Annotated in this window: 19 protein-coding genes (1 of these 19 running past the window's edge); 11 read left to right on the top strand and 8 right to left on the bottom strand. The window is 70.7% G+C overall.

Features of this window, described 5'->3' with window-relative positions; translation table 11 throughout:
* Positions 1–11 precede the first annotated feature (11 nt).
* Complete coding sequence (locus AUC44_RS00515) at positions 12–932, bottom strand: biotin--[acetyl-CoA-carboxylase] ligase (RefSeq protein WP_062156921.1); 921 nt, start codon at positions 930–932, stop codon at positions 12–14.
* A 145-nt stretch (positions 933–1,077) separates the two neighbouring features.
* Between AUC44_RS00515 and AUC44_RS00510 the strand changes: the two genes are divergently transcribed.
* The 8 genes from AUC44_RS00510 to AUC44_RS00475 all read left to right on the top strand — a co-directional run bounded on the left by AUC44_RS00510 (position 1,078) and on the right by AUC44_RS00475 (position 7,322).
* On the top strand, positions 1,078–1,470 hold the full coding sequence (locus AUC44_RS00510) for a Fur family transcriptional regulator (RefSeq protein ID WP_062156920.1): 393 nt from the start codon (positions 1,078–1,080) through the stop codon (positions 1,468–1,470).
* A gap of 97 nt (positions 1,471–1,567) precedes the next feature.
* Positions 1,568–2,278 (top strand): hypothetical protein, encoded by a 711-nt coding sequence (locus tag AUC44_RS00505; RefSeq protein WP_062156919.1) that lies wholly within the window; start codon positions 1,568–1,570, stop codon positions 2,276–2,278.
* A 77-nt stretch (positions 2,279–2,355) separates the two neighbouring features.
* Entirely contained in the window at positions 2,356–3,039 is a 684-nt protein-coding gene (locus tag AUC44_RS00500; protein WP_082688887.1) for a MarC family protein, read from the top strand.
* Positions 3,040–3,141: 102 nt separating this feature from the next.
* The gene (locus tag AUC44_RS00495; protein WP_062156918.1) at positions 3,142–3,699 is read left to right on the top strand and encodes an HNH endonuclease; all 558 of its coding nucleotides are present in this window, start codon (positions 3,142–3,144) and stop codon (positions 3,697–3,699) included.
* 102 nt (positions 3,700–3,801) lie between these two features.
* Positions 3,802–4,353, top strand: a complete 552-nt coding sequence (locus AUC44_RS00490; protein ID WP_062156917.1) for an HD domain-containing protein — start codon at positions 3,802–3,804, stop codon at positions 4,351–4,353.
* A 267-nt stretch (positions 4,354–4,620) separates the two neighbouring features.
* Positions 4,621–5,103 (top strand): hypothetical protein, encoded by a 483-nt coding sequence (locus tag AUC44_RS00485; RefSeq protein ID WP_062156916.1) that lies wholly within the window; start codon positions 4,621–4,623, stop codon positions 5,101–5,103.
* Positions 5,104–5,323: 220 nt separating this feature from the next.
* Positions 5,324–6,562: a M24 family metallopeptidase gene (locus AUC44_RS00480; RefSeq protein WP_062156915.1), complete on the top strand. Its 1,239-nt coding sequence runs from the start codon at positions 5,324–5,326 to the stop codon at positions 6,560–6,562.
* Positions 6,563–6,644: 82 nt separating this feature from the next.
* Complete coding sequence (locus AUC44_RS00475) at positions 6,645–7,322, top strand: SDR family oxidoreductase (protein WP_062156914.1); 678 nt, start codon at positions 6,645–6,647, stop codon at positions 7,320–7,322.
* Positions 7,323–7,528: 206 nt separating this feature from the next.
* On the opposite strand, the gene AUC44_RS00470 is transcribed toward AUC44_RS00475, so the two are convergent.
* From AUC44_RS00470 to AUC44_RS00455, 4 genes are all read right to left on the bottom strand, one after another.
* Positions 7,529–10,399: a hypothetical protein gene (locus tag AUC44_RS00470; RefSeq protein WP_157445109.1), complete on the bottom strand. Its 2,871-nt coding sequence runs from the start codon at positions 10,397–10,399 to the stop codon at positions 7,529–7,531.
* A 359-nt stretch (positions 10,400–10,758) separates the two neighbouring features.
* The gene (locus tag AUC44_RS00465) at positions 10,759–12,096 is read right to left on the bottom strand and encodes a M20/M25/M40 family metallo-hydrolase (protein WP_062156912.1); all 1,338 of its coding nucleotides are present in this window, start codon (positions 12,094–12,096) and stop codon (positions 10,759–10,761) included.
* Between the two features lie 129 nt (positions 12,097–12,225).
* On the bottom strand, positions 12,226–13,203 hold the full coding sequence (locus AUC44_RS00460; RefSeq protein WP_062156911.1) for a magnesium transporter CorA family protein: 978 nt from the start codon (positions 13,201–13,203) through the stop codon (positions 12,226–12,228).
* A gap of 18 nt (positions 13,204–13,221) precedes the next feature.
* Complete coding sequence (locus tag AUC44_RS00455; protein ID WP_062156910.1) at positions 13,222–14,031, bottom strand: SDR family NAD(P)-dependent oxidoreductase; 810 nt, start codon at positions 14,029–14,031, stop codon at positions 13,222–13,224.
* 133 nt (positions 14,032–14,164) lie between these two features.
* Between AUC44_RS00455 and AUC44_RS00450 the strand changes: the two genes are divergently transcribed.
* Positions 14,165–14,821, top strand: a complete 657-nt coding sequence (locus tag AUC44_RS00450) for a TetR/AcrR family transcriptional regulator (protein WP_062156909.1) — start codon at positions 14,165–14,167, stop codon at positions 14,819–14,821.
* Positions 14,822–14,861: 40 nt separating this feature from the next.
* Here AUC44_RS00450 and galE read toward each other — a convergent pair whose 3' ends face one another.
* Both galE and AUC44_RS00440 read right to left on the bottom strand, forming a co-directional pair.
* Positions 14,862–15,854 (bottom strand): UDP-glucose 4-epimerase GalE, encoded by a 993-nt coding sequence (gene galE / locus AUC44_RS00445; RefSeq protein WP_062156908.1) that lies wholly within the window; start codon positions 15,852–15,854, stop codon positions 14,862–14,864.
* A gap of 20 nt (positions 15,855–15,874) precedes the next feature.
* The gene (locus tag AUC44_RS00440; RefSeq protein ID WP_062156907.1) at positions 15,875–16,987 is read right to left on the bottom strand and encodes a LacI family DNA-binding transcriptional regulator; all 1,113 of its coding nucleotides are present in this window, start codon (positions 16,985–16,987) and stop codon (positions 15,875–15,877) included.
* Between the two features lie 94 nt (positions 16,988–17,081).
* Here AUC44_RS00440 and AUC44_RS00435 point away from each other — a divergent pair, with 94 nt between their 5' ends.
* Entirely contained in the window at positions 17,082–18,260 is a 1,179-nt protein-coding gene (locus tag AUC44_RS00435; protein WP_062156906.1) for an MFS transporter, read from the top strand.
* A gap of 8 nt (positions 18,261–18,268) precedes the next feature.
* On the opposite strand, the gene AUC44_RS00430 is transcribed toward AUC44_RS00435, so the two are convergent.
* The gene (locus AUC44_RS00430; RefSeq protein ID WP_062156905.1) at positions 18,269–19,486 is read right to left on the bottom strand and encodes a citrate/2-methylcitrate synthase; all 1,218 of its coding nucleotides are present in this window, start codon (positions 19,484–19,486) and stop codon (positions 18,269–18,271) included.
* A 70-nt stretch (positions 19,487–19,556) separates the two neighbouring features.
* Between AUC44_RS00430 and AUC44_RS00425 the strand changes: the two genes are divergently transcribed.
* A protein-coding gene (locus tag AUC44_RS00425; RefSeq protein WP_062156904.1) for a beta/alpha barrel domain-containing protein crosses the window boundary here: on the top strand, positions 19,557–20,772 show its 5' portion. The gene runs 125 nt beyond the window's last position; the window shows 1,216 of its 1,341 coding nt (coding positions 1–1,216); its start codon is at positions 19,557–19,559; its stop codon lies beyond the right edge, outside the window.

Below are 20,772 nucleotides of genomic sequence, written 5' to 3'. Positions count from 1 at the left end.
GGGTGGGGGCGTCAGGTGAGGGTGCCGATGAGCTGCACGTCGCCCGCGCCGACGGTGAGGGGTCCGGCGGGCGTCTGGACGATCAGGCTGCCACTGGGGTCGAGGTCGAGGGCGGTGCCGTCCACGGGGCCCTGCGGGGTCTGCACGCGCACGGGCTGCCCGAGCGTGACGCTGGCCTCGCGCCACGCGCGCAGCACCTCGTGCGGCGGGGCGTCCAGCCAGTTGTGCAGTTCCCGCAGCACGGCCGTCAGGAGCTGCGCGCGGGTCAGGTCCGGGCGGAACTCGCGCAGGTGCGCGGCCCCCTCCGGCGCGGCGCTGACGTTCACGCCGATGCCCAGCACCGCGCGGCGGGCCTCCTCGCCGCGCAGGTCGGCTTCGAGCAGGACGCCCGCCAGTTTGCGGCGGTCCGGGGCGAGCAGGTCGTTCGGCCATTTCAGGCCGCCCACGCCCGCCGCGCGGGCCAGCGCGACGCCCGCCGCGAGGGGCAGCAGCGCCAGGTGCGGGAGGCTCAGCGGGCCGCCGCCGGGACCGTGCCGCAGCAGGACGCTGAAGACCAGCGTGCCGTGCGTGGTGTCCCAGGCGCGGCCGCGCCGCCCGCGCCCGGCGGTCTGCCGTTCGGCGGTCAGGACCGCGCCGTGCGGGGCGGGGTCCTGGGCGTCGTCTGCCCAGGCGCGCAGGGCGTCCTGGGTGCTCGTCACGGTGCCGTGGTAGCGGTGCGCGGCTCCCATCAGCCCGGTCGGCGTGACCTGTGCGGGTGCGGGCGCGTCGGCGGGCAGGGCGTACCCGGCGCGACTGACCTGCACGGGCACCCCGTCCTCCTGCAGGCGGCGGGCCAGGGTGCTGACCGTCACGCGGTTCACGCCCAGCCGCGCGCCCAGCGCGTCCCCGGTCTGGGGCCGCGTGGTCAGGAGGAGCAGGAGGCGCTCGGGCATGGTCGTTCAGTGTTGTACGCGCCGGACTGAACGAAAGCAATGAACCCGGTGCAACGAGGTGACCCGCATGCCGGGACGCGCCGGCCCGCCAGACTGTGTGCATCGCGTCATCCGCGCGTCAGGAGGCGTTTGCTAGACTGCGGGCATGACGATGGTGCGCCAGACCAAGCAGCGGGCAGCGGTGATTGACGTGCTGCGCGCGGCCCGGTCCCACCCGGACGCCGCCTGGATTCACGCGCAGGTCCGCGAGCAGCTCCCCAGCGTGAGCCTGGGGACCGTGTACCGCACCCTGGACGCCCTGGTCCGCGACGGCGTGGTCGTGACCCTGGAACGCGCCGGGCAGGCCACCCGCTACGACTACAAGCACGAGGGCGACGCGCATCACCACGCCGTGTGCCGGGGGTGCGGCGCGATCTTCGACGTGGACGCCGGGGATGTGCCGGCCGTGCCCGCTTCGGCGCTGCCTGCCGGGTTCCAGGTGACCGACGTGCGCCTGGAATTCATGGGCGTGTGCCCCACCTGCCAGACGCAGAACTGACGGTTCACGTTCAGACCCCCTCCCCTGCCGCGCGGGTGGAGGGGGTTTCCCTGGGGGCGGGACGCCTTGCCTGGGCCGGGGGCGGTACGCTGCGCGGGTGACCGTGCCGCCCACCCAGCCCCCCGCGCAGCCTGACGCTGCGGAATTCCCGGTGTACACCGCCCGCTCGTTCCTGCCGACCTTCCTGCTGGGCTGGGGGCTGGGTGCGGCGCTGACCTTCGCGGTGCGGGCCGTGGGCGGCGCGCTGCTCACGAACCCCTGCGAGGGTCACACCCTGCTGGCGCTGCTGGTGCCGCTGCTGCTGGGCCCGGGTGGGCTGGCCTTCACGGCGCGGCACTGGCGGCAGCCCGCCCGGGCGGCGCTGGGCCTGGGGCTGGTCGTGGCGTCCCTGATGCCCGCGCTGTTCGTGGGCGCGCAGGACATCGGGGGACTGCGCCGCACCGGCTGCGCCGGGGGGTACGTGGTGATCTCCGAGGTGGTGAACGGGCAGCGGGGCGAGAGCATCAGCGCGCTGGCCCTCGCGGCGGGGACCGAGCGGACCCTGACGGCCCGCGTGGGCGGCTACACCCGCCAGACGCACCCGGGGCTGTTCACGGTGAGCGGCGCGGCCAGCACGCCCGGCGTGGTCGTGACGGTGGGCCGCACGCAGGTGCACGCGGGCGAGGACTTCCCGGTGACGGTGCGGGTACTGCCGAACACGCCCGTGAACTCGTACACGGCGGGCGTGAACGCCGTGATCACGCAGGACGGCAAGCGGATCGAGGCGAGCGGCACGCTGGAACTGAACATCCGCCCCCGCCAGCCCTGACCGGCGCCCCTGACGGCAGGAGCTGACCGTCCAGCCGGGGGACGTGCGCCGCCGGAAGCGGATGGTACGCTCGGACGGTGAACGTGGCGGAACTCTCCAGCATTGCTTTACAGACGTTCCTGACCATGCTCGTGGTGATGGACCCCATCGGACTCGCGCCGATCTTCATCGGGCTGGCCGGGAACCGCCCCAGCTTCGAGCGGCGGCGCATGGCGGTGCGCGCCAGTCTGGTCGCGGGGATCATCATCCTGCTGTTCGGCCTGTTCGGGCGCGGCCTGCTCGACCACCTGGGCATCAGCCTGAGTGCCTTCCGGATCGCGGGCGGCATCCTGCTGTTCCTGATCGCGCTGGACATGGTGTTCGCCCGCCCCAGCGGCAGCAAGGAAACCGCCGAGGAGGAGCAGGAGGCGCAGGAACGCCAGGACATCAGCGTCTTTCCGCTGGCGATTCCCCTCATCGCGGGCCCCGGAACGCTGGCGAGCATCATGATCCTCGCGGGGGACGCGCACGGCTCGCCGCTGCTGCTGAGCGCCGTGTTCCTCGTGACAGGCGTGGTGCTGCTGCTGTGTTACCTCGCGCTGCGCCTGTCCGGGCAGATCGCGCGCGTGATCGGCCTGACCGGCGTGCACGTGGTCACGCGCGTGCTGGGCGTGCTGCTGGGCGCGCTGGCCGTGCAGTACGTCGCGGACGGCACGCTGGAACTGCTGCGCGGCGGCCTGAAGACCGGCACCGGGCTGCTGCGCGCCGCCGGACTGGCCTGAGCCCCGATCAGGGCGCTACGCCATTCGCCGCACCCGATTCCCAGGGAGAACTAAGCGTGTCAGCGCAACAATCCCCTGGCAGGCGCGGCTTAGAATCCGGACATGACTTCCAGAAAGGACGTGCCGGACACCAACCGAAGACCTCGGGTCGCCGCTGACCTGAACGCGCCGCGGGTGCTGGTGCTGAACGCGTCCTACGAGCCGCTGCACGTCACCAGCGCCAAGCGGGCCATCACGCTCGTGCAGTACGGCGTGGCGGAAATCCTGGAAGACAGCGACGACGTCGTCCGCTCGCCCAGCACGGTCATGCCGGTCCCCAGCGTGATCCGCCTGCGCCGCTACGTGCGCCGCCCGCGCGTGCACCCGGTGCCGTTCAACCGCCGCAACGTGCTGCGCCGCGACACCTTCACCTGCCAGTACTGCGGCTCGCCGGAGGAACTCACCATGGACCACGTGCTGCCCCGCTCGCGCGGCGGGCGGCACACCTGGGAGAACGTCGTGACCGCGTGCCGCACCTGCAACCAGCGCAAGGGCAACCGCACCCCCGAGGAGGCCGCCATGCCCCTGCGCACCCGCCCCCGCGCGCCCACCTTCGGCGTGTACGCCCACGGGCAGTTCGCCCACTGGCAACCCCAGTGGACCCGCTACCTGGGCGGCTGAAGCGGGGGTACGAAGGTCGAGGGTCTAACAGTCTGAATGTCCAGGGCAGTGCGACTCTCAGACCTTTAGACCCTTGGCCCCTCCGACCCTCTAGACTGCGGCATGAACCGGGATCAGGCGTACGAACTGATGGTGGCGCATACCCCCAGCGTGTCGTTGCAGCGGCACATGCTGAACGTGGAGGCCGCGATGCGCGCCTACGCCCGTCACTGGGGCGAGGACGAGGAGCTGTACGCCGTGGCGGGCCTGCTGCATGACTTCGATTACGAGCTGCACCCGGAGGAGCACCCGACCTGGGGCGTGGCGTTCCTGCGCGAGCAGACCGACACGCCGCCTGCCGTGCTGGACGCGATCATGGGGCACGCGGCGTACACCGGGACGCCCCGCGAGTCGCAGCTGTCGCGGACGCTGTTCGCGGTGGATGAACTGACCGGGCTGGTGCAGGCCGCCGCGCTCGTCCGCCCGGACAGGGACGTGCGGCAGGTGGAACTGAGCAGCCTGAAGAAGCGCTTCAAGAACCGGGCGTTCGCGGCGGGCGTGAACCGTGAGGAGGTCGAGCAGGGCGCGCGGGAACTGGGCGTGAACTTGGACGAACACATGACGCGGGTGCTGCGCGCTATGCAGGACATGCAGCCGGAACCTCAGCCCGGCTGAGCCTCTCCTCCGCCCCGCCCGCCTGGACGCAACATCCAGGCGGGCGTTTCGCGTGCCGATCATGCCTGATGCCCGGCTGACGCGCGGCGATCATGGCCCGCTCACGGGGGGGCGCGTACGGTGGGGGCACCAGACGGGAAGGCGTCCCAGACGCCAGAACCCCACCAGCAGGAGGTGAGACCGACTGGCCCTCCACACGCGACTGTTCACCCTCTATTGCCCGCCCCCGGCCACCCGCCCCGCTCACGACCCACAGGAGATCCGATCATGACCACATCCAACCCGACTGCCCGCACCCTGACCGCCCCCCGCTTGCTCCTCGCCCCACGTTCCCTGACCGCGCTGGCCCTGGCGACCCTGAGCCTGGGCGCGCTGATCGCTCCGCAGCGCGCGCTGGCCGCCCCGGCGGACATGACGGGCACCTGGGTGAACAGCAACGTCACGACCAGCGGGATCACCCGCGTGAACGTGACCCGCGCGGCGGGCGGGCAGATGACCGTGCAGGTCTTCGGGCGCTGCCACCCGAACGACTGCGACTGGGGCAGCGCACCGGTGGTCACGTACGGCGCGAACGTCAGTGACAGCAACCACTTCACGGCGACCGCCGTGTACGCCAAGGGCTTCGCGACGACCACGCTGGTCATGAACTTCGCCCGGGGCCGCCTGGACGTGCAGGCGCTGACGCAGTTCACGGACGGCAGCGGGCGGCAGAACTACGCCAGCCGCGACGCCTTCGCCCGCTACCGGTAACTGCGACCGGGGGGAACGGGCTGACACGCCGGCAACCTTTCCCGCGCAGCCTACGTATCAGGACGCAGGTGGGTGATCCCCCACCGCAGTCACACCTCCACATTTCTCCGGTCTGTTCAGCGCCGCGCCTCCTGTTCCCGGAGGGGCGGCGCGCGACTGCCGGCGCGGGTGTCCGTGCCAGCCGACTGCCCGGCCCGCACCGGGCGGTACCCTGGGCGGCATGACCTCGCCGATCACGCGTATGCAGCAGGCCCTCGCCGCGACCAGCCTGGACGGCTGGCTGGTGTACGACTTCCAGGGCCTCAACCCGCACGCCCGCACCGTCCTGAACCTCCCGAAAGAGGCGTTCCTGACGCGGCGGTTCTTCGTGTGGGTGCCGCGCAGCGGGCAGGCGGTCGTGCTGCACAACCACATCGAGGGCGGCACCTGGGGCGAGATCACGCGCGGCTGGAACGCCGAGCGGCGCGCGTTCGGGTCGCACGCGGAACTCGACGCCGCGCTGCGCGCCGTGGTCGCCGGGCGCACCCTGGCCATGGAGTACAGCCCGAATGGCGCGGTGCCGTACGTGAGCCGCGTGGACGCCGGGACCGTCGAGCGGGTGCGGGCCGCCAGGGCCGCCGCGATCCACACGAGCGCCGATCTGCTCCAGTCGTTCCTGGCGTGGAATGCCGACGATCTGGCCGCGCACGAGCGGGCCGTGGCGGTGCTGATGCAGGCGAAGGACGACGCGTTCCGCCTGATCCACGAGCGCCTGCGGGCCGGGCAACCGGTCACCGAACTGGACGCGCAGGCGGTGATCATGCGGCAGATCGAGGCGGCGGGCATGCAGGCCGGGCACGCCGTGAACGTGAGCTTCGGCGTGAACGCCGCGGACAGCCACTACGAACCCAGCCCCGAACGCCACGCCACGCTGAAGCCCGGCGAGTGCGTCCTGATCGACCTGTGGGCGCAGGAACCGGGCCGCCCCTTCGCGGACGTCACCTGGGTCGGGTACGCCGGGCAACCCACGCCCGCCTACCAGAGCGCCTGGGCGGCCGTGGTCGCCGCGCGTGACGCCGCGCTGCGCACCATTGTGGATGGGTACGCCCGCGCGGGCTGGGGCGAGGTGCAGGGCTGGATGGCCGACCGCGCCGCGCGCGACGCCATGGGCCCCGAGTGGGAGGCGTACTTCCTGCACCGCACCGGGCACGACCTGGGCGTGAGCATCCACGGGGCGGGCGCGAACCTCGACGACTACGAGACGCGCGACACCCGCACCCTCACGCCCGGCCTGGCCGTGACCATCGAGCCCGGCACGTACCCCGCCGCGCAGGGCTTCGGCATCCGCAGCGAGATCGACGTGTACCTCGACCCGCAGACCGGGCCGCGCGTCACGCCGCACACGCAGGCCGCGCCGTTCATCCTGGGCGGCCCGGAAGACTGGGCACAGGTGCGCGCCCGCGCATACGGGCAGGACTGACGCAGCCCGCCGCATGAGGCCGCCTTGAAGCTTCCCTCAGGCTTGCGCCCGCCCCCCACGCCCGAACCGCTACCCTGGAGGCATGGCGAACCTCGGCTCCTCCACGATCATGCTCACGGGTGCGGGCGGCGCGCTGGCCACCGCAATTGCACAGGAACTCGACGACGCGGGCGCGCAGATGGTCCTCGTCGGGCGCGGCGAGAGCCTCGCGCGGGCGGCCGACCGCTTCCCCGCCACGGAAGTCCTCGACCTCGACCTGCGCGACCCCGCCAGCATCGAGGCGCTGCGCAAGGTCAAGGTGGACACCCTGATCCACACCGTCGGCACCTACGCCACGCAGGACGCCCAGAAAGCCACCGAGGAGGACTACGCCGCGATGTTCGACGCGAACATGCGCACCCTCTTCCACGCCGTGCAGGGCGTCCTGCCGAACATGCTCAAGCAGAAAGACGGCCTGATCATGGGCGTCAGCGCCGGGCAGGCCGCGCGCCTCAGCGGCCCCAAGGCCGCGCTGTACACCGCCAGCAAGGCCGCCGTCGCCTCCTACGTCCTGAGCCTCCACGACGAACTCAAGGGCAAGGGCGTGCGCGGCATGGTCCTGTACCCCATGGGCGCCATCGACACGCCGGGCAACCGCGACGCCGGCATGGACTGGGACAGCATGATCGACCCGCGCGGCCTCGCCAAGAGCGTCGCCCACGCCCTGACCCGCCCCGACCGGGCGCACATCACCGAGATCAAGGTCTACCCGGACACCTGAACTGGACGGAAGCCCCCGCCCTGTACCCCGCCCTCGGGCAAGAGGTGTCCCGGAGTGGTGCGGCGGGCATGACAATCCGTGCCGTAGGGCCGACAGGCCGGTCTTCAGGCAACGGGTACAGATAGCTGTCTCGCGTACAACACTGCTGCCCAGCAGGTGCGCCCGGAGCCATTCTCGACTCCGGGCGCACCTGCTGGGCAGGCCTTTTACTTCAGGATGCTCAGGCTGGACGTGCCCGGCGCGCTGCCTTCCAGCAGAACAGTGATCCCACCGCCCGCATTGAGATCAGCCTGAACAACCCGTGTGCTATAGGACGGTCCAAACTGGATATTCCTACTCTCCCCAGTGACCATGTTGACTCTGGCGATGCTATAGGAGCCACGCAGCCACAGGATGTTGCTGTCGATCAGATCGACTCCGACCACATTGAAGTAGTCCAGGTTCTCGGTGCCGTAGACCGCGGACTGCTGCCCGCTGCGGTTCACCTGGAAGACACGGGCTCCCTGTGTCCCGAACAGCACGCCGTCATTCGAGAGCGCTCCTGGCGTGAAGTAGCTGACGGCCGGAATGCTTGACACGGCAGCAGTCGCACTCTCCACGAAGTAGTACTGGCCACCGAGCTCAAAGGAGAGGGTCTTCCGATCGGCGCTGACCAGCAGCGGCCTGGTGCTCCCGCTGTACAGATTCGGCAGATCGTTCCTGACCGTCGTGAAGGTACCCGCCGGATCCAGGCGGACGAGTTCCGTGGGGGCACTGGCCTGACCACGTTCGGCCAGTCTCAGGAACCAGAAGTTGCCCGCGCTGTCGAAGGCGCCCAGATTCATGAAGTCGCCCACCTGTTCCGGCGCGTACTGCTGCTGGCTGCGGGTGCCGTCCAGACCGATCCTGACAATGGCACTCTCGAGCTGGACCGTATAGGGATCAGGGTTCACGTCGACGTTGTGCACCACCATCAGGCGCCCGTCAGCGGCGGCCGAGAAGCTGATCGGCGAGTAGGTGTCCACGGCGCTGATCGTTTCCCGCTGAACCTCCGCACCGTTGAGCATGCGGACGAACGTCCGCGTCCCGCCCTGCATGCCCATCACCCACGTGCCCTGCGTCGTCGTGACCACCTGCGAGCCCTGATCGAGATTGACCGGAGTCTGGAGGGGCGTGACAGCGACCGGCACGCCGGGCGACATCATCTGAACTTTGGTTCCACTAAGCTGAGCCGTGAAGGTACTCAGGGCAGCGTCTCTGGTGGCACTCAGCTGAACGTTGACAGTCGTGTTCGCCCCTGGCGTCAGGGTGACGGTTTCGGTCGAGGCGGTGACACCGGCCGGCAATCCCGTGAGCGTGATGGACGCCGGGCCGCTGAACGAGTTCTGACTGCTCACGCTGATGGGAATGCTCTGCGTCGAACCCTGCGACAGGTATCTGGTGTTGTAGGAATCCAGAATGTACGCACTGACGTAAGGCACAACGACCTGCAAGGACGCTGAGTACCGGCCGACCTCCTGACCTCCCTGCCTGATGATGATGTTCACAGGGCCGTAGTAGGCCTGCATATCGTCAGCGGCTTTGATCGTGATGGATCTCGCCAGCGCCTGCGCGTTGAGCTTCGACTGCACGGCCAGTGACGGGAGTGTGACGGCACTCGGTTCGATCGTCACCCCAGGTACGTCGGTGTCCAGCGTGATGTCGCCGCTGATGGCACCGTTCTGCCTGAACACCGCATTGAAAGACTGGGATTCTCCAGCGCGCAGGCTCAGTGACGAGTAGGGGGGCTGGTCAGTCAGTTCGAGATAGACCCCGGGTTGAACCAGCGTAAACGCCAGTTGAGTGGGCGTGCCCGGCGTGACACTCTTCATTTCCAGTCGATCACTGGCGCTGTTGTACTGCCACTGCACAACGTTCCATCCCTGCTGAAGATCCAGATCGAATGCAAAACGGGACGGCAGGCTGTTGGGGCAACTGGCGAGACCTTTCAGGACGGCGCGGCTGTCACTGTAGAGTCGGCGAACCCGCCAGTCAGAACCCGGAATGGCTTCCGACATCCTACCGAGATAGTCGTCCTGCAGGCTGTAGACCGGGAGGTATGGACTGGAGGTCTTTATACCGGGCGACGTGAACGTTCCGTCCAGCGCGCAGTCCTGAAGCAACGCACTCAACTGGGTTGAATCAGGTGTCGGCAACTTGACGTTCACGGCGCCGTCTGTTCCGATCATGCCGATAGCTGCGCCGCCGTACTGCCCGGTCAGTTTCGCCTGCCCGTACTTCCAGCCAGTGATGGAGCCCTGGATGGTACCTGCGTCGGTGGAGGACCCGACCGTGCTGGCGGTCTGATCCTGACCGGCGGTGAACAGGAGGTTGAAGCTGTAGGGCTGGGCCCGGCTATCGTTGACATCGACATTGCGCAGATCGACGGCGAAGGTGACGTCGACGGAGGCGCCAGGGGCCAGTTTCTGGGCTGCCAGCCAGCCGGACTTCATCACGGTGGCGCTCAGCCCTGCGGGGGGTGCGGGCGTCAGGGTGGACGTGTCGAGGGACTCGAAGTAGGGCGTCTGGGCCGGGTTGAGGGCCGGCTGCGTTCCCTGAAGGGTCTTGCCCTGCGTCAGGATGAGCTGACTGGCCGCGCTGGACGCGTCACTGCCGTCGAAGAAGCGCACGTCCCTGAAGGGGGTGCCCGCGACGGTGGGCGCCTGGGCGTTGTTGGCCGGGTTGCCGTCCGTGTCGGCGGTTATCACGGGTGCCAGGACGAGGTTGCTCTGGGTCTGAGCCGTCGTGTTGGTGACGCGGAAGGTGACCTGAATGTGGCGGGTGCTGACCCCGTCTTTGGTGGTCACGAAGGTTGACGTGGCGACCGGGGTACGTTCGATACCGAGCGGTTCGGGCACGTCTGCGAGCGTCTGGCTGGAGAGTCGACGGGACGCGCTCTGGGCCGTCACGGTGGTGTTGCCACTGCCGATGCCCTGAAAACTCAGGGTGTAGAGCCCCCCCTGAGCGGGAGCGGGTGTGGTTGCAGTCGGGGTGGTCTGAGAAGCGCAGGAGGCGAGAAGGCCAGCCAGAACAGGCCAAGCCACGCGGGAATAATTCATGATGACCTCACGGGAAATGCAGCGCCGCTGGGCGCTTCACGTTAAGATATCTCAGCTATATAGAGAATGCTGCTCATATAAGGCAGAAGGGCCCGGTGAGCCTGACCATCACCATCAGGCTTGCGTACCGGCTCGTCCCAGAGGGGGCTTTTGCCTCATTCAAGCGATAGTTTGACCATCATCGCCGCAGTCGTAACGACAGCACGGCGATGTTTAAATGTGTATCCCATCACTTTAAAATGAGACCCGACCAGCCCGAAGGCACGCGCCCGGTCCATCGTTGGGGCCTGTCAGGAGCGCGGTGGCCCGGCAGGCCCCACCCGCATGGAATTGCGGCTGGTCTGCTACGGCGCCGGGCTCTACCCCTCGGCCAGCGCGGCGAGCAGCGCGGCGGCGTAGCGGACGCCGTTTTCGAAGTCGCGGCGGAGGATGTTCTCGTTGGGGGCGTGGACGCGCCCGCCGATGTTGCCGATGCCCAGCGCGATGACGGGCGCGCCGACGTGCTGCATGAAGGGGTGCATGGGGCCGCTGCCGCCGGAGCTGGGGTTGAGGATGGGCTCCTGGCCGTGAACGTCGCGGGCGACCTGCACGGCAGTTTTCACGAAGGGGTGGTCCAGGTCGCTGCGAGCGGGGTGCTGGTGGCTTTCAAGCTCGACGATCTCAATGTCGCTGAAGCCCTGCGTGTCGAGGTGGGTGCGCAGGAGGTCCACGATGAGGTCGGGGTGCTGGTCGGGCACGAGGCGGAAGTCGAGTTTCACCATGCCTGAAGCCGGGAGGACGGTCTTGCTGCCCTGCCCCTCGTACCCGCCGTGGAAACCGTTGACGTTCACGACGGGTTTGAGGTTCAGGCGGGTGTGGTACTCGCTGCGATCCCCCAGGGTACGGGTGACGTCGTAGGTGTCCCGCAGCGCCTCGCCGGTGCCGGGCAGGGCGGCGATGGCGTCCAGGTCGGCCTGGCTGGGGGGTCGGACGTCGTCGTGGAAGCCGGGGATCAGGACGGTGCCGTCGGGGCCGCGCAGACTGGCGACGGCGGCGGCGAGGCGCCACAGGGGGTTGTCCACGACCGCGCCGTTGCTGCTGTGCAGGTCACTGGCGGCAACGCGGCAGCGCAGTTCCACGCAGATGATGCCCTTGAGGCCCGCGTACAGCACGGGGCGGCCCTCGGGGGTGATGCTGCCGAATTCCCACCAGACGCCGTCGGCCTTCAGCTCGGCGGCGTGCGCCTCAATGAAGGCTTCCAGGCTGGGGCTACCGACCTCCTCCTCGCCCTCGATGAGCCACTTGACCTTCAGGGGAAGGCTGCCGCCGCGCTGCTCCCTGAGGGCGCGCAGCCCGGCGAGGCGGGAGACGAGCTCGCCCTTGTCGTCGCTGGCGCCGCGCCCGTACAGGCGGCCGTCCCGTTCGGTCAGGGTGAAGGGCGGGGTGTCCCACAGCTCGGCGGGGTCCTCGGGCTGCACGTCGTAGTGGTTGTAGATCAGCAGCGTGAAGGGGCCTTCCCCGGCCTCTGCCAGGAGGATCGGGGCGACCTGTCCGGGGTACTCGCGGACGGTGAAGCCCTCGGCTTCCAAGAGGGTCTGCACGGCCCGGGCGGCGTCTGGGAGGTGGCGGCCCTGGGCGGAGACGCTGGGAATGGCGACGAGGTCGGCGAGGTCACGCAGGCCGCGTTCGATGTGGGCCGTGAGGTCGGGTTGGGTCATCCCTGGCAGCGTACGGCAATCCGGCGCGGCGTGCCTGCGCCATCTGGCCGGGTGAACTGAGGGACCACACCACAGCGTTGGTATGGGTCAGCCGCCGGGGCGGTGGCCTGGACCTTCAGGCGGCCGGGGTCACAGCCAGCCGCGCCAGCGGCCCAGCGCGACGATCAGCACGATCAGCAGGCCGCTGCCGAGCAGGACGTCCCGGAAGCCCGTGTTGCCCGCCTTGAAGATGTCCGCCTGGAAGTTCATGCCCATCAGCCCCGCCACCGCCGCGACGATGCCCAGCGTCACGGTCACGACCGTCAGGACACGCATGACCTCGTTGGTGCGCTGCCCGGTGGAACTCATGAGCAGGTCGAAGGTACCCAGGACCGCCTCACGGGTGTGGCTGACGGCTTCCTGGGTGTGCTCGAAGGCGCGCAGGAGTTTTTCCAGGCGCACCTCGGGCTCGTCGTGGTCGAACACGGTGAAGTCCGGGCTGGCGAGCGCCACGTACACCGGGCGGTGCGCGGTGAGCAGGCGGCGCAGTTCGCTCACGCGCCGCCGCAGGCCGACCAGGGTTTCCAGGTGGCGCCGTCCGTGCCGGGGTTCTTGCAGGATCAGTTCGTCCAGCCGGTCGATGTTGTCCTCGATGGGCGAGAGCGGCTGCACGAAGCCCTCGACGTGATGGGCGAGCACCACGGCCAGGAACGCGGCGGCGTCCAGCTGCCCGAGGTTCGTGTCGCCCTCCAGTCGCCCCCGGAAACTGTCCAGGAAGCGGGCCGGGCCGTCGTGGGCGGTGTACACCACGTTCCGCCCGGCCACGAACGCGACGGGGGACGCGTGGTAGTGGTGCGCGCCCTTTTCCAGGCTGTTCACGCGCAGGTGCACGGCCTGCTCGTGGCGGTGCAGGGCCGGGTGCGGGTCGGTCGTGTCCAGCCACGCGCGGGTGGGCGCGTCGAGGTCCAGGGCGGCCAGCTGCTCGCGGCGGTCCTCGGCGGCGTCGGCCTGCACGTCCACCCACAGCAGCTGGTGGGGCCCGAGCCGGGTCAGGGTGCCGGGCAGGGCGCCGGGCTCGACGGCGCAGTCCTGACCTGCCGCGTCGAACAGCAGGATCCGGGTGGGCATGCCCTCACTGTACGCGGGTCAGTGCTGGCCCTGTACCCGGCGGATCAGGGGGGGCACGGCGCGGCGCGGCAGCAGGCGGGGCAGCAGGGTCTGGAGGCGGTTGAAAGTCCCGATGACGTGGACGGCCTCGCCGCGCAGCATGGCAGTCACGGCCTGCGCGGCGACCTCGCGGGCGGGGAGGATCGCGGCGCGGGTCAGGCGGTCGCGCAGCAGGCGGCTGCCGCCCATGTTCGCGGCGGCCTGGAAGCCGGTCTCGACCGGGCCGGGGCAGGCGGCGGTGACGCTGACGCCGGTGCCGCGCAGTTCCTCGTGCAGGGCCTCGCTGAAGCTCAGGACGTAGGCCTTGGTGGCGTAGTACACGGCCATCAGGGGCCCCGGGAGGAACGCGGCGGTGCTGGCGATGTTCAGCACGCGGCCCCGGCCCCGGGCGCGCATGCCGGGCAGGTACGCGTGGGTGAGTTCGGTCAGGGCGGTGACGTTCACCTGGATCATGTCGAGCTGTTTCTGGACGTCCAGTTCGGTGAATTCGCCGTAGTCGGCGAAGCCCGCGTTGTTCACGAGGATGTCCACGTTCAGGTTCAGTGCCTGGGTGCGGGTCAGGAGGTCGCGGGCAGCGTGGGGCCGGGTGAGGTCCTGCGGGAGGACGTGGACCTGCACGCCGTGCCGGGCGCGGAGGGTCTCGGCCAGAGCATTGAGCGGGCCCTCGCTGCGGGCGACGAGGATGAGGTGGCTGCCGCGCGCGGCGAGTTCGTGGGCGATCTGTTCGCCGATGCCGCTGCTGGCGCCGGTGATCAGAGCCGTGCTGGGGGTGGGGGCAGGCTGGGTCATGGGGGCTCCTCTGGCGGACCACTTAAGCAACCGCCGGTAACTAGAGATTAGTTACCCGTGGTCAGCCTGTCAAGAGTCGTCAACCGTTATCTCCCACAAGCATCCCTGTCAGACCTTCAGTTATAATTAACCTATGGTTACCCAAGTGCGCGCCCGCAGTGACGCCGCGAAACAGGAACGCCGCGCGCAGATCCTCACGGCTGCCCGCACCCTGTGGCAGACCCACCGCTACCCCGACCTCACCCTGAATGCCATCGCCGACCGCGTCGGCCTCACCAAGGCCGCGCTGTTCGCATACTTCCCCAGCAAGGAGGACCTCTTCCTCAGCCTGTACGAGGACCTCCTCGACGACTTCTTCCGCGACCTGAACCGCCACCTCGACCTGGGCGGCACCCACACCCCCGCCACGCTGGCCCGCACCCTGAGCCACCTCACCCTGGCCCACCCGGACCTCGCGCGGCTGATCCCGCTCCTGGCGGGCATCCTGGAACACAACATCAGCACCGAACGCGCCCTCGCCCACAAGACCCGCGTGGCCGCGCACCTGAGCGCCACCACGCCCCGCCTCCAGCGCGCGCTGCCTGGCCTGCGCGGAGACGCCCCCGCGCGCCTGCTGACCTATACCCAGGCGCTCATCGCGGGCCTGCAACCCATGAGCGACCCCTCGCCCGCCGTGCGCGAGGCCCTGCGCGACTCCCCGCTGGGCGCGCTGCACCTCAGCCTGGACACCGCGCTGCCCGACGCCCTGACCGCCCTGATCACCGGCCTGACCACCGCACCGGAGGCATAAAACAGGGAGAGGCCCACGCCTCCCCCTGAACCCTTTCAGTTCATTTTTTGAAGTCGTGTGGGTGACCCTTGTGCCAGTTCCAGGCGGTCTGCACGATGTCCTTCAGGTCCGTGAACTGCGGCTTGAAGCCAAGTTCCTCGCGGATGCGGGTGGCGTCCGCCACGAGGCGGGGCGGGTCCCCGGCGCGGCGGGGGGCGAGTTCGCGGTTCAGGGGCGTGCCGACGACCTCGTCCACGGTGTCGAGCACCTCCTTGACGCTGAAGCCGTGGCCCAGGCCCACGTTGAAGGTGCCGTCACGGCGCTGCCCGCTCAGCAAAGCCTCCACGGCGAGGACGTGCGCATCGGCGAGGTCCTGCACGTGCACGTAGTCGCGGATGCAGGTGCCGTCGGGGGTGGGGTAGTCGTCGCCGAAGATCAGCATCTTCTCGCGCTGGCCCAGGGCGGTCAGGGCGGCCATCTCGATCAGGTGGCTCTTGCCGGCGTGCGCCTCGCCGATGTCGCCCTCAGGCGCGGCGCCGCACACGTTGAAGTACCGCAGCACCGTGTACGGCAGGCCGTGCGCCGTGTGGAAGGCGTGGATCATGTGCTCGGTCATGAGTTTCGTCTCGCCGTACACGCTCTCGGGCTGCATGGCGGCCGTCTCGGGGATGGGCACGAGGTCGGTGGTGCCGTACACGGCGGCCGTGGAGGAGAACACCAGCGGAATCTTGCGGGTCTCCACGATGGCCTGGAGGAGGTTCAGGCTGCCCACGACGTTGTTGCGGTAGTAGCGGGCCGGGGCGCGCATGCTCTCGCCCACCTCGATCAACGCGGCGAAGTGGATGACGGCGTCGGGCTGATGGGCGTTCAGCGCGGCGCGCACGGCGTCCGCGTCGAGCAGGTCGCCGCGCACCAGGGGCACGTCGGCGGGCAGGGCCTCGGCGTGCCCGCTCGACAGGTTGTCGAACACGACGACCTCATGCCCGGCGCGGCGCAGCTGCCGCACCGTGTGAGACCCGATGTACCCCGCGCCACCCACAACCAGAATCTTCATGGGCGCCAGCGTAGCGCGCTTCAGGCGGATGAGGCGGCGGGCGATCTGGGTGGGGCGGTGCTGCCGCGCACGACCAGCCGGGTGGGGAGGGTGACCGGGGCGGGTTCCTGCCCGTCCAGCAGGGCGAGGATGGCCGCGCCGACCGCCGCGCCCTTGTCCGGGGTGGGCTGCCACACGGTCGTGAGGTTCAGCGCGCCGGAGCTGGGCAGATCGTCGTAGCCGATCACGCTGAGGTCGCCGGGGACGCTCAGGCCGAGGGTGGCGGCGGCCCGCAGGGCGCCTTGCGCGAGGACGTCACTCATGCACACGACGCCCGTGACCTCCGGGTGGGCGCGCAGCAGGTCCAGGGTCAGGGCCTCGCCGTCGGCGGGGGTGTTCTGCCCGGCCTCCATGAGGTGCAGCGTGGCGTCCGGGTGCTCGGCGGCGGCGGCGCGGTAGCCCCGGATGCGCTGCGCGGTGGTGCGGTACGCGACCCGCGCCTCGCGCGCGGCGCTGACCGGGCCGGGGTGGCGGTCCCCGGCGAGTTCCAGGCACAGCGCGCCCAGCTGCCGGTGTCCGAGGTCCAGCAGGTGCGCGGCGGCCGCCTGCGCGCCCCCGGCGTCGTCGATGCCGACGTGGGCGCTGCCCGCCTGCGGGTCCTGATCGACGAGGACGGTGGGCAGGGCGCGGTCCAGCACGGCGCGCAGCAGCGGGCTGCCCTCGGCGGCGCAGTACACGATGAAGCCGTCCACGCTGGCGTTGCGCACGGCCAGGGTCGCGTCGGCCTGCGGGTCGTGCGGCGCGGCGAGCAGCAGGACGTTCAGGTCGCGGTCCTGCACGGCGCGGGTGACGCTGCCGAGGAACAGCGCGGCGGCCGGGTCGGCGAAGGCGTAGTCCAGCGGCGCGTCGTACACGACGCCCAGCACGCCGGTCCGGCCCCGGCGCAGGCTGCGCGCCAGGGGGTCGGGGCCCCGGTAGCCCAGGTCGCGCGCGGCGGCCAGGATGCGGTCGCGCAGGTCCTCACTGAGCTGGTCCGGGCGGTTGTAGGCGTTGCTGACGGTGGCGACGCTGACGCCCAGCGTGCGTGCCACGTCCCGCAGGGTGGGGCGGCTGGCGGCGCGCGGCCCGGTGGGGACTGGCTTGGCGGGGGGCATGCCTGAATGGTAGCGTATGGAGACCTGATCTGAAACGATTCAGATTGCACTCATCCCCCCGCCGCCGCGCCCTCCTCCACCCCCGAGGTTCCGCATGACCACCGCCGCTCCCACCACCACCCTCCAGCCCCGCGCCGAGGCCGCCCGCCGCGCGCTGAACACCGTCTTCATGGTGAACGGCGCCGTGTTCGCCACCTGGGCCGTGAACATCCCCGGCGTGCGTGACGGCCTGGAACTCACCCCCGCGCAGATCGGCGTGGCCCTGCTCGCCAGCGGCCTGGGCGGCGTGACCAGCATGAGCCTCGTGGGCCGCTGGATCGCCCGCTGGGGCAGCGCCCCCGTCACCCGCGTCGCCACCGTGCTGTTCCTCCTCAGCCTGCTGCTGCCCGTCCTCGCGCCCAGCCTCCTGACGCTGATCGCCGCGCTGGCGATCCTGGGCGCCGCGAACGGCGTCATGGACGTCGCCATGAACGCCCAGGGCGTCACGGTCGAACGCACCCTGGGCCGCCCGATCATGAGCCGCCTGCACGCCTACTTCAGCCTGGGCAGCCTGCTCGGCGCCGGGGCCGGCAGCCTCCTGATCGGCCGCGTGTCCATCCCCGTGCACGCCGGTCTCGTGGTCGCCACGACCCTCCTGCTGGCCGCCGTCACGCTGCGCCTCCTGATCCCCGACCCCGCCGGGGACACCCCGCACGACGATACCCAGACCTCCACCCCAGCCGGCCCGGTGCTGACCCTCCCGGTCCTGCTGCTGGGCCTGCTGTGCTTCCTGGGCATGCTCGCCGAGGGCGCCAACTACGACTGGGCCGCGCTGTACTTCCGCGACGTCCTGACCGTCCCCGGCGGCGCCGCCGGTCTGGGCTACGCCGCGTTCGTGGCCACCATGACCCTGGGCCGCTGGTTCGGCGACCTGGGCCGCGCCCGCCTCGGCGACGAGCAGATCGTCCGCATCGGCTCGCTCGTCACCGCTGTCGGCCTCGCCCTGGCCCTGCTGTGGCGCGACCCGATTCCCGCCACGCTCGGCTTCGCCCTCTCGGGCCTGGGCCTGAGCAACGTCGTCCCCGTCATGTACGGCACCGCCGGGCACGCCCTGGCCGGGCGCGGCATCGCCGCCGTCGCCGCCATCGGATACGGCGGCTTCCTGCTGGGGCCGCCCGCCATCGGCTTCGTCGCCGACCACGTCGGCCTCACCTGGGCGCTGGGCATCGCGCTGGGCAGCGCCGCGCTGATCACCCTGCTCGGCGGGCGGGCCTTCGCCCTGATCCGCCGGTAACGCTGAGTTCAGGCCGGGCCGACGTAACGGGCGCGGGGGCGGATAAACTGTCCCCCAGCGCGGGTTTCCAGCGCGTGGGCCAGCCAGCCCGCCGCGCGGGCCAGGGCGAACAGCGTCACGGCGTCCGCGGCGGGGCGGCCCAGCGTGAGGGTCAGCGAGGCCAGCACCAGATCCACGTTGGGCGCCTCGGCGGTGTCCCCGCCGTGCGCGCGGATGACCGCGTGCGTGGCGTGCGTGACGGGATGTCCCGGGAACCGTGCCTCCAGGGCGTTCAGCAGCGCGCGGGCGCGCGGGTCACCGTGCGGGTAGAGGGCGTGCCCGAAGCCCGGCGCGTGCCCGGCCCGGCGGGTGGCGTCGCGCAGGGCGGCGCGGGGATCGCCGCTCAGGGCCGCGCGCAGGAGGTCGTGGGCGTGCAGCGCGCCCAGCCCGTGCCGGGGGCCCTGGAGGGCACTCAGCGCCGCCAGGGTGCAGTGCGCGAGGCTCGCGCCGCCGCTGGCCGTGACGCGGGCGGTGAAGGCGCTGACGTTCAGTTCGTGGTCGGCGAGCAGGATCAGCGCGCGGCGCAGCAGGTCGGCGCTGTCCGGGCGGCCCCAGGTGCGGGCCAGCCGGGCGTGCAGCGGCAGGTCCGGGGCGGGGGGCAGTCCGGCGTGCCGTTCGGCGGTGGCGTGGAGCAGCGTCAGGATGCGCGCGGCCTGCCGGGGGCCGCTCTCGGGGCGGGTGTCGAGAGCGTCCGGGTCGTGCGCGCCCGCGTACGTCAGCGCGTACCCCAGCGCTTCCAGCGGCATGTCGGCGCGCGGGTGGCGGCTGAGGTTCAATCGGGCGCGCAGCGGCAGCGCAGGCCGCGTGCCGGGGTCGCCGGTCCACAGCAGCGCGGCGACCTCCTCGACGGTGGCCGTGTCGGCAAGGCTCAGCGTGTCCACACCCCGGTAGGCCAGCGTGCCGTCCCCGATGCGGGTCAGGGCGCTGTCGAGGATCGGCGTCACGCCCCCGGCGCGCAGGCCGTCGAGGCTGCCCTGCACGGCGGCCTGCACCCCGGCCTGCGGGTCACGGCGGGTGACCTGCCGCCCGGCGAGGGCCTGCACGTCGCCCGCGTCGTAGCGGCGCTGCCGGGTGCCGGAGGGACCGGGGACGCTGCGGATCAGGCCGCGGGACACGTAGGCGTACAGCGTGGCGGGTTTCACGCCCAGCTGCTCGCAGGCCTGCGCGGTCGTCAGGGAAGCCGTCATCCCATTCAGCCTAACATTGATTCCAGAATCAAGATTGACGACATTGACGGCGCGGGACTAGCGTGCAGCCATGACCCAGGACGCCCCCGCTGTGCGTGACGTGCCGACGCCCGACCTCTTCCCCGCCGCGTTCCCGGCGGACGCGTTCCCGCGGGTGATGTGGGAAGGCGGCGAGCAGCCTGCTTCTCTGCCTGCCCAGGCGTGGACGACCGAAACCACACACCGCGACGGGCAGCAGGGCGGCCTGCCCCTGACCACCGCAGATGGTCTGCGGATCTATGACCTGATGGGCCGCTTCACGGGCGGCAGCGGCGCGCTGCGGCAGGCGGAGTTTTTCGTGTACCGCCCCGCCGACCGCGCCATGCTGGAGGGCGCCCTGGAACGCTGGCGCGGCGGGCACCCGGTCGAGCCCACCACCTGGATCCGCGCCACCCGCCGGGACGCCGATCTGGTCGCCGGACTGGGCGTGCGCGAGACCGGCATGCTCGCCAGTGCCAGCGATTACCACACCTTCCACAAGTTCACGCCGGGCGGCCGCGCCCAGGCGGCCCGCACGTACCTGGACGCCGTGCAGGCTGTGCTGGACGCGGGCCTGCGCCCGAGGCTCCACCTGGAGGACGCTACCCGCGCGCCGCGCGAGTTCATCCTCCCGTTCGTGGAGGCCGTGCAGACCCTCGCCGCGCCCTTCCCCGCCTCGCAGGCGCCGAAGTTCCGCGTGTGCGACACCATGGGTGTCGGCCTCCCGCTGGAGGGAGCGGCGTGGCCCCGCAGCGTGCCGCGCATGATCCGCGAACTGCGCGCCGCCGGGCTCAGCGCCGAATCGCTGGAGTTCCACCCGCACAACGACACGCATCTCGTCGTGGCGAACAGCCTCGCGGCGGTCCTGGCCGGATGCGCGGCGATCAACGGCACGCTGCTCGGCAAGGGGGAACGCACCGGGAACGCCCCGCTGGAGGGTGTACTGCTGCACCTGAGCGGGCTGGGCCTGACGGGCGACGCGGACTTCACGGTGCTGAACGACCTGAACGACCTGTACGAGACGCTGGGGCAGGGCGTCCCGGCCAAGTACCCGCTGTTCGGGCGGGACGCGCACCGCACCCGCGCGGGCATCCACGCGGACGGACTGAACAAGTTCTGGCCGATGTACGCGCCGTTCAACGTGCCCGCCCTGCTGGGCCGCCCGCTTGACCTGTCCCTGACGAAGGACAGCGGCGTGGCGGGCCTGATCTTCCTGATCCGCCAGCACACCGGCACCGAACTGAGCAAGGAGCATGCCGGCCTGCGCG

The organism is Deinococcus actinosclerus (assembly GCF_001507665.1).
In the GTDB taxonomy this organism is placed as follows: domain Bacteria; phylum Deinococcota; class Deinococci; order Deinococcales; family Deinococcaceae; genus Deinococcus; species Deinococcus actinosclerus.
The sequence above is the reverse complement of the archived record's forward strand: the minus strand, read 5'-3'. Positions and strand labels throughout refer to the sequence as shown.